9 protein-coding genes are annotated in these 7,205 nt (G+C 70.1%); 5 read left to right on the plus strand and 4 right to left on the minus strand.

Going from position 1 to position 7,205, the window contains the following annotated elements; all coding sequences use genetic code 11:
- From FV228_RS16255 to FV228_RS33165, 4 genes are all read right to left on the minus strand, one after another.
- Positions 1 to 557: CpsD/CapB family tyrosine-protein kinase (locus tag FV228_RS16255; protein ID WP_147855577.1), on the minus strand; the 557-nt coding region annotated here is incomplete at its 3' end.
- Positions 554 to 2,128, minus strand: a complete 1,575-nt coding sequence (locus FV228_RS16260) for a Wzz/FepE/Etk N-terminal domain-containing protein (protein WP_246693925.1) — start codon at positions 2,126 to 2,128, stop codon at positions 554 to 556. The genes FV228_RS16255 and FV228_RS16260, both read right to left, overlap by 4 nt.
- Positions 2,125 to 3,162, minus strand: coding sequence for a polysaccharide biosynthesis/export family protein (locus FV228_RS16265; RefSeq protein WP_238261027.1), 1,038 nt, complete (start codon positions 3,160 to 3,162; stop codon positions 2,125 to 2,127). The genes FV228_RS16260 and FV228_RS16265 overlap by 4 nt, the downstream gene beginning before the upstream one ends.
- Before the next feature lie 563 nt (positions 3,163 to 3,725).
- Positions 3,726 to 3,887 (minus strand): hypothetical protein, encoded by a 162-nt coding sequence (locus FV228_RS33165; protein ID WP_187277779.1) that lies wholly within the window; start codon positions 3,885 to 3,887, stop codon positions 3,726 to 3,728.
- Here FV228_RS33165 and FV228_RS16270 point away from each other — a divergent pair.
- The 5 genes from FV228_RS16270 to FV228_RS16290 form a co-directional block, all read left to right on the plus strand.
- Positions 3,886 to 4,989, plus strand: a complete 1,104-nt coding sequence (locus tag FV228_RS16270) for a helix-turn-helix transcriptional regulator (RefSeq protein ID WP_147855579.1) — start codon at positions 3,886 to 3,888, stop codon at positions 4,987 to 4,989. The genes FV228_RS33165 and FV228_RS16270 overlap by 2 nt on opposite strands.
- Before the next feature lie 73 nt (positions 4,990 to 5,062).
- Positions 5,063 to 5,263, plus strand: a complete 201-nt coding sequence (locus tag FV228_RS16275) for a hypothetical protein (RefSeq protein ID WP_147855580.1) — start codon at positions 5,063 to 5,065, stop codon at positions 5,261 to 5,263.
- 273 nt (positions 5,264 to 5,536) lie between these two features.
- Positions 5,537 to 5,746 (plus strand): hypothetical protein, encoded by a 210-nt coding sequence (locus FV228_RS16280; RefSeq protein WP_147855581.1) that lies wholly within the window; start codon positions 5,537 to 5,539, stop codon positions 5,744 to 5,746.
- 157 nt (positions 5,747 to 5,903) lie between these two features.
- Positions 5,904 to 6,434: a GNAT family N-acetyltransferase gene (locus tag FV228_RS16285; RefSeq protein WP_147855582.1), complete on the plus strand. Its 531-nt coding sequence runs from the start codon at positions 5,904 to 5,906 to the stop codon at positions 6,432 to 6,434.
- A 212-nt stretch (positions 6,435 to 6,646) separates the two neighbouring features.
- Positions 6,647 to 7,205 (plus strand): DUF2147 domain-containing protein (locus tag FV228_RS16290; RefSeq protein WP_147855583.1); only part of this gene is annotated, 559 nt, incomplete at its 3' end.

Below are 7,205 nucleotides of genomic sequence, written 5' to 3' on the forward strand. Positions count from 1 at the left end.
GCCTTGAGGTCGGCCAGCGCCCGCTGCGCCACGGCCCGGCGCGTGCGCTCGGCGCCGATCACCACGACGAACCCGTCCACGAAGGGCGAAAGCGCCGCCGCGTCGCCGATCTCGGTGATCGGTTCGCAATCCAGGATGGCGAGGTCGAAGCGGTCGTCGACCAGCGCCAGGAAGTCCTCGACGCGGCCGTCGTCCAGGGTCGCCTTCCGGATCGCCGCGGCGCTCCCCGCCGGCACGACGCTCAGGCCGTCGGCGACCGGGTGGACCCCGAGGCTCGGCGCCACGTCCCCGGCGACGATGTCGGCGAAGCCCGGCCGGCCCTCCAGCCCGTAGGCCGCGGCCAGCGACGGCCGGGACCAGTTGGTCTCGATCAGCGCAGCGGTGCGGCCGCGGCGGGCATAGGCGCCGGCGAGTTCGCGCGCGAGCGTGCTCACCCCCTCACCGGGTTGGACCGCGGTGATCCCGACCCGTCGCAGCCGGGTCTCGTAACGGCTGAGCTGGACCAGGGCCGGCTCGAGCACGGCCGGGTCGATCATCGGGGCGTTGGCGGCGATCATGCGGCGGCTCCTCCGAAGCGCGGCCGCCGCTCGGCGCCGGAGCGCAGCGGGACGGCGGCAAGGACAGGCACGCGCAGGGAGCGGGCGACCTCGGCGGCGCTGCGGTAGGTTTGGGCGAGGATCTCCGCCAGGGCGACGTAGGCCAGGGCTGCGAGCAGCCCGAGCCCGGCCGCGAGGCCGAGGATCAGCGGCCGGTTCGGGCCGGAGGGCAGCCGCGGCGGCACGGCGCGCGCCACCAGGGCGGAGGAGGTCACGGATTGCGCGTCCAGCCCGGTGCCGGTGCGCAACGCATCGATGCGCTTCTGGGTGTCGTTGATCTCGTCGCTGAGCAGGGATTTCTGCTGCGTGAGCCGGCCGTAGGCCAGGGCCGCGTCGCTCTGGCCGATGGCGGCCTTGCGGCGGCTCGCTTCGATCCCCGTGATGGTCTGGATCTTCTCCGCGAGCACCGCGAGCCGCGCCGTGTCGGCGGCGATCAGCGCCTGGTACTTCTGCCGCGTCAGGGCGATGAGGTCCCGGTCGAGGCTGATGAATTCGGGGGCGGTCGGCCTGAACCGGACGGCGATCTCCGCCCGCTTGGTCCTGAGATCGGCCCAGCGCGTGTCGAAGGCCGCCACCGTCGGGTCGGCGTCGGGCGGCGTCGGCTGCCAGCGGTCGGGCCCGGTCTCGCGGGTTCGCTTGAGCCGGGACTCGACGCCTTCGCGCTCGATCTGGGCGGCCGACTTCTGCCGGGCGAGGTCCGACAGCGTACCGAGATCGTTCTGCTGCTCGATCTCGAAGCTGGCGGTGTTGTTGCCCTTCAGGGAGGTCGCCAGCTGCGCGTCGATGGCGGCGAGGTCGGCGCGCGCCCGCTCCAGCTTGCCCTGGTAGAAGGTGGCGGGCGTCTCGTCGGCGTAGACCTCGACGTGCCGGCGCTTATAGGCATCGAGCAGCCGGTTCAGCGCCTGGGCGGCGAAGTTCGGGTCCGTCCAGGTGAAGCCGGTCAGGATCACGTCCGTCTCCTTGACGAACACGACCTTGAAGGAGGCCAGATAGGCCTCGTAGAGCTTCTCGTCGGGGCTGAGGTGGCGCAGCAGGCCCAGCGTCTCGAACGGGATGCGGGCCGTGTCCACGACCCAGGTCTTGACCGCCTTGGCCCCGCGCATGGCGACCCGGCCCTGGTAGATCAGCCAATCCATCCAGTCCGCGGGGGGCGGGCCGAGGTCGCCGGTCGGGGTGATCGCCTTCAGCGCCGCGAACTCGTCGCGCACGATGCTCGGGTCGCGCAGGATCTCGACCTCGTTGTTCACGTTCTGCGCGCGCTCGGAGAACATGTAGTTCTGGTTGGCGCCGCCCTGGACCGGGGCGGCCGACTTCTCGCGACCGAGGCGGATGATCAGCTTGGCGTCGGCGGTGTACTCGGCGGGCGTCAGCAGCAGGTAGATACCGGCGCCCAGGATCGCGGCGGCCAGGATCAGAAGGGCCGGCCGGATGTGCCGGAACAGGGCCGCCAGGGCGTCGCGGAGATCGAAGGCGGGGCCTTCGACGTCCTCGGGGGCGGCCCGGTCCGGCCGGGACATGTCGGACTTCGTCACGTCCCGGACCTCACGGTGGCGCTGGTGGAGGTGTTGGCGGATGGGCCGGTGATGTAGTTCACGCCGAAGCCGGTGCCGTTGAAGAGCAGGATCTGGCGGACCACGAGGTCGACGGCGCGGGCGGTCTTCGCCAGCAGCGAGGGCGGCACGTAGACCGTGGCGTTCGGGGGCACGATGATCGAGTCGGCCAGCCCCGGCTCGCCGATGTCGACGATGCGGACGCTGCCCGCGGCCCCGCCATCGAACCGGATGATGCGGACGGCATCGCCCGCGGCTGTCGGCAGGATGCCGCCGGCCGAGCCGAGCACCTGCGCCAGCGTGCGGGCACCCTGGAGGGTGACAGGCCCGGGGGCCCGGACCTCGCCGAACACCATGGTGTTGGCCGGCACCAGGCTTGCGAGGCGCACGCTCGTGCTCACCGTGGCGAGCTGGCGGTGGTAGGCGGCGGTGAGGTTGCTGGCGACCTCGGACACGGTCCGGCCTGCGGCCTGGACCGGCGGCACCATCGGCAGGTTGATCTTGCCGTCGGGCTCGATCGCCAGGACCTTCACGCGGCCCATATCGGCCCGCTGGGTGAGGTCGCGGAAATCATCGGTCACGGTTCTGAATTTGCGCAGCATGATCGTGACGACCGGGTCGATCAGCACGTCGTCGTAGGTGCTTTTGATCAGCGTTGCGGCTGCCTCGGGCGACAGCCCGGCGACCTTGATGCCGTTCTTGCCCGGCAGCGAGATCCGGCCATCCGGTCGGACGATCACCGTACGGTTGTATTCCGGGTGGGTGCGGAAATCGACGTCGAACTCGTCGCTGGGGTTGAGCCGGTAGGTCGGCTGGACCACGCTCGAGTCGATCAGGAAGGATACTTCGAGGTTGTCGCCGACATTGAGCCGGTAGTTGGCGAGCCCCAGGCGCATGGTGCGCCCGACCTCCTCCTCGGCGGCGGCGACGACTGAGGGCGGCACCGCATCGGCGATCGAGCCGGTCTGGGTCACGTCCGGGCCGGACCGCCCTGCCGAGCGGGGTTTGCCGGACATGCAACCGCTCAGAAGCGGTGCGCAGGCGAGGACCGCCAGCGCGGCGGCACGGCATCGCGGATGATCCGCGACGCTGGATGCCCGGGAGGCGCGCCGGGTCGCCGCGCCGAGGAACGCAGACAGGGAAAACGCCATCGACCTTCAGCCGCACCATGCTCGACTGCGCCCGTCCGATGACAACTCGTGATCGAACCGCGCAGAGCGATACAATCGACGGGTTTGGTTAACGAGGCTTGAAGCTCGCCCCGCTCAACTCTATCAGAAGTTGTGAAAACGGGCCTGTGGCAAACTGCGGAGGCCGGGCATGGCGCCTGGCCAAGACAGGAGCGCGCCGGACGCGTCGGCCTGCCGGAGGCGGCCGTTGCTCGGAGGCGGTGCCGGCTACCGGAACGACCCTGCTTGCACATGGATCTTAAGGAACGGTCACGCTCGGATTTCAGGATCCTTGCCGCCCCGTAGATCACGCGCTGTCCCACCACGGGCACGCGACCACGACGCGTGCCGCGCCCGATCCAGCCATGACCGGTGTTCGAACGGAACGCAGAGAGCGTGATGACTGTCGATCAATCAATAGGTTTGATCGAAATCCATATCTCTTCAGATCCTTGCTTAAGCTTGAGCTCTCGGATAACAAGAACTTGATCGAAACGCCTCGGATATTCAGACGAGGCCGGGGCGGCGCGATCCTGAATGCCGGCATTCACCGGCCCGGAGTCGAGCGCCATGCCCGGCCTGAACCCCGCGCTGTTCGCGCGCCTCAGCGACGACCTCGAGGCGTCCTTTCAGGAAGACCTGGAGGAGGCGGTGGTCGATCCGGCGCGCTGGCCCGATCTGATCGAGCGCGTGTCGCTGGCGTCCGGGAGCGAAGGCGCGCTGCTCCTGCGCACCGACCGGACGGCCCTGGATGCGCTCACCACGGCGTCGCTCGCCGAATCCTCGAAGCGCTACTTCGAGGAGGGCTGGCACCGGGAGGATCACCGCTTCCGCGGCATGCCGATGATCCGCGCCCGCGGCATCGCGGTCGATCAGGACTTCACCACGCCCGAAGAGATCCAGCGGCTGCCGTTCTATCAGGATCTGCTGGCCTCCAGCGGGCTGCGCTGGTTCGCCGGGATCGGCTTCGAGGTGAAGGGCCGGCTCTGGTGCCTGGCGCTGCAGCGGACGGTGGCGCAGGGCCTGTACGAGCCGCACGAGCAGGCGCGCCTGGCGACCCTGTCGCCGCTGCTCCGGCGGGCCGGACTCCTCACCGCGATGGTCGAGAAGGCGCGCCTCGCCGGCCTGACGCAGGCCTTCGACATCATCGAGCGAGCGGCCATGATCCTCGATTCCGAGGGGCGGGCCGTGCATTGGAACACGGCGTTCGGGGCGCTTTTGGGCCGCGACCTGAAGCTCGCGGGTGGGCGCCTCGCCGTCGAGGAAGGTGAGGCGGCACGCCAGCTGGAGGCGTTGTCGCGGCCGTCCGGGCGGGCCCCGATCTCCGCGATCGTGGTGGCCCGCCGGGACGCTTCGCCGATCGTGCTCCACGTGGTCCCGCTAGTCGGCCCGAGCCGCGGCCTGTTCGCGGGCGGGAGCACGCTGCTGATGGCCAGCATTCCCGGGACCATGCCGGTGCCCGCCGCCTTCGTCCTCCAGTCCGCCTACCGGTTGACCCCCGCGGAGGCGCGCCTCGCCCAGGCCCTGTCCAACGGTGTCACCCTCGCGGAGGCGGCGAGCCGCTTCGCGATCACCGCCGCCACCGCGCGCTCGCAGCTCAAGGCGATCTTCGCCAAGACCGGCGTGACCCGGCAATCGGACCTGCTCCGGCTCGTGATGGGCTTGGCGCGGTAGTGTGCCGTCTGTCGGGTTGCGGAACGGGTCGTGCCGCGAGGCCGTTTCAACCGACACGACAGGAGACAACACCATGACGTATCGGATCGCACTGGCCTCCGCGCTGACGATCGGAGCTCTCGTGATCGGCGCCCCCGCCGAGGCGAAGGGGTGTCTCAAGGGGGCGGTGGTCGGCGGCGTCGCCGGCCATATGGCCGGACACGGCAAGATGGGCGCCGCCGCCGGCTGCGCGATCGGCCATCACCGGGCCAACAAGAAGGACAAGCAGGGCTGATCGCATCCCCGCAAGCACCGCTGCGCCGCGACCGGCGCGGCGGTGATCCGAGATGACCGGCACGGCCTTGTGAAGCCGGATCCCCAGCCGGGGATCCGGCTTCACGCGTTTCTGAAGGGGGGGCTCGGTCGGCGGGGCCGAAACTCGATCGGTGACGACGTCCGATGACGGCGATCCCTTGACCGCTTATTGGAGTTGTTCTAATTAAGAACTGTAGGCGGGCGGCCAGCGATCGGTCCCTGCCGCAAGCCATTGCGACGACGGAGAGAGACGATGACCGGTACCGCGAACGCCGCTTGCGAGAGCTGCCGCTTCTTCGACGACCACAAGCTCAACGGCGCCCAGGCGCAGGGCGACGAGGGTCTCTGCCGCTTCAACCCGCCGGTCAGCCAGCCGGCTCCGCAGTCCAAGGGCCTGTGGCCGGTGGTGGCCTCCAAGGATTGGTGCGGCCACTTCACCGCCGAGATGTCCGCCGCCGAGTAATCGGGACGCGCGGCGCCGCGATCGCGGCGCCGGACGGGCGTCCATCCCCGCGCCGTCCTGCACCGCGATCCACCCGTGACGACCCGCGCGCGATCACCCGGCCCCACGGGGTGGTCGCGCATTGCCGTTTCGGCTCCGGCAGCCGTATGTTCGGGCCATGAGTCACGCCATCCGCCCCGCGACCCAGGCCGATATCCCGGCGATTGCAGCCATCTACGGCGAGGCCGTCCGCACAGGCACGGCGAGCTTCGAACTGGAGCCGCCGGACGTCTCGGAGATGGGGCGCCGTTTCGCCGTCCTGCGCGACGGCGGGTTTCCCTACCTCGTGGCGATCAGCTGTGGCGCAGTCTCCGGCTACGCCTATGCCGGTCCCTATCACCAGCGCGCGGCCTATCGTTCGACCTTCGAGGATTCGATCTACGTCGCTCGTTCGGCCCGGGGTACGGGCGTCGGACGAGCGTTGCTCGGCGCGTTGATCGTCGAAGCCGAACGGATCGGCGGCCGGACCATGGTCGCGGTCATCGCCGAGAGCGACTCGCCCGCGTCGGTTGCGCTCCACGCCGCCTTCGGTTTCACGCCGGTCGGCACCCTGGCGGGCGTGGGTTACAAGCACGATCGCTGGCTCGACGTGACCCTGATGCAGCGGCCGCTCGGACCGGGCCGGAGCGCTCCGCCGTCCCGCACCTGACCGGCCGGCTGTCGGCACGAAGACTGGTCATCGTGGCTCAGCCCTAGGCTGCGCCGTCATGATGCGGACAACTTCGCGCGAGAGACGGCGGGCAGGACGCGCAAGCCGCCCGGTGCTCGGCCCGGCGAGAGCGCGATGACGCGAGCGCGGGGGCCGTCCGCAAGGCGGTCGGTCTCGTTCCTTCGGGGCGCGCGAGGCAGGGGAGTTCGGGTATGATGGTTTCTTCGATCGGTCGGCGGGTCGCGCCGCTCGCGGCCCTGGCGCTCGCCGCGTTTGGTTCGCCCGCGCATGCCGCGACACCGGCTGACCCCAGCGGCACCTACATCACCGAAGACGGCCGCGCCCGCGTCCGCCTCGAAAAGTGTGGCGCCGCCAACGACCGGCTGTGCGGCTACGTGGTCTGGCTGAAGGTGCCGCTCAACGACAAGGGCGAGCCGCGGGTCGACTTCAAGAACCCGGATCCGAAGAAGCAGGCGCGCCCCTCGCTCGGCCACCAGCTCATCCTGGGCCTGAAGCCGAACGCCGACGCCCATTACGAGGGCAAGATCTACAATTCCGAGGACGGCAAGTCCTACGATGTCACCATCTGGACCGACGCGCCGAACGAACTGACGGTGCGGGGCTGCCTGATCGCCTTCCTGTGCAAGTCGCAGACCTGGAACAAGGTCGTCGACCTCCTGCCCGGCCAGCTCGCCGGCGCGACCAACGCGCCGAATGGCCCGCGCAGCGACCCGGAATTCGCCACGGGCTCGCCCAAGCCCGCCGCCAAGG

Source organism: Methylobacterium sp. WL18 (assembly GCF_008040015.1).
Classification (GTDB): Bacteria; Pseudomonadota; Alphaproteobacteria; order Rhizobiales; family Beijerinckiaceae; genus Methylobacterium; species Methylobacterium mesophilicum.

Coding starts and splice junctions, on each gene's coding strand:
- FV228_RS16275 (WP_147855580.1), top strand. CDS start 5,063: ATGACGTATCGGATCGCACTGGCCTCCGCGCTGACGATCGGAGCTCTC.
- FV228_RS33165 (WP_187277779.1), bottom strand. CDS start 3,887: ATGGCGCTCGACTCCGGGCCGGTGAATGCCGGCATTCAGGATCGCGCC.
- FV228_RS16265 (WP_238261027.1), bottom strand. CDS start 3,162: ATGTCCGGCAAACCCCGCTCGGCAGGGCGGTCCGGCCCGGACGTGACC.
- FV228_RS16270 (WP_147855579.1), top strand. CDS start 3,886: ATGCCCGGCCTGAACCCCGCGCTGTTCGCGCGCCTCAGCGACGACCTC.
- FV228_RS16285 (WP_147855582.1), top strand. CDS start 5,904: ATGAGTCACGCCATCCGCCCCGCGACCCAGGCCGATATCCCGGCGATT.
- FV228_RS16280 (WP_147855581.1), top strand. CDS start 5,537: ATGACCGGTACCGCGAACGCCGCTTGCGAGAGCTGCCGCTTCTTCGAC.